Below are 765 nucleotides of genomic sequence, written 5' to 3'. Positions count from 1 at the left end.
GGCGGCGCCGGCCCGTCGGCACGGGAAAGCGTCTCCGTCGCACCGGCGCCCGTGCCGGCCCCGCCCTGCACGAACGGCCTTATGCGCGCGAGGAGTTGTTCCAGGATGCGGGTGTCGTGGCGCAGGGTGTGGCTCACGGTGCGCCGGACCGCGTCCGCGTCGGCGGGCGGGGTGCCGTCCTCGACACCGGCCACGCCCCACATCGGCGCCTCCACGACCGCGGTGACGGTGCCGTGCCGGTGCGGGTGGAACCAGGTCGACTCGACGGCGGCCTCGGTGATGGCGGCGGCCAGATCGCCCCGGCGCGGTGGTGGGATGCGGTAGACGGCGGGGCCGATGCTGGGCCAGTACAGGGTGTCGTACGGCCCGAGTTCGCGCGGGATGCCGAGGCGGGCCGCGGTGTGCGCGACGCGTTGGGCGAGGCCCGGGAGGTCGCGGGTCAGTTCGACGAAGCCGCCGCCGACGTCGACGCCGTGCAGGGAGCACTGGAGGAAGGGCCGCAGTTCGTCCTGGACCTCCAACAGGGCGCGGGTTTCCGGGAGTCGGGCCCCGGCCGCGCCGTCCGGCAGCCACTCGGGCTGTTCCAGGAAGCCGGGCCGGAAGAAGTTCCGGAAGTACCGGCCGAGGCTGTAGGGGCCGGGCAGCCAGCCCTCGTTGCGGCGCGAGCCGTCGGGGTCGAGGGACAGCAGCAGGTTCCAGGTGGCGTCGGCGCCCTCGCTCAACCGGGGGTCGGCGAGGACCCGTTCGGCCAGGCGCAGCACCGTC

Annotated in this window: 1 pseudogene; it reads right to left on the bottom strand. The window is 75.0% G+C overall.

Annotation, left to right across the window (positions count from 1 at the left end):
- Nucleotides 1-765: pseudogene (locus R6V09_RS54230) on the bottom strand (dehydrogenase); the annotation flags it as partial.

Origin of the sequence: Streptomyces sp. W16 (genome assembly GCF_033194735.1) — a bacterium.
Lineage (GTDB): Bacteria > Actinomycetota > Actinomycetes > Streptomycetales > Streptomycetaceae > Streptomyces.
This window is presented reverse-complemented; position numbering and strand designations above follow the sequence as displayed.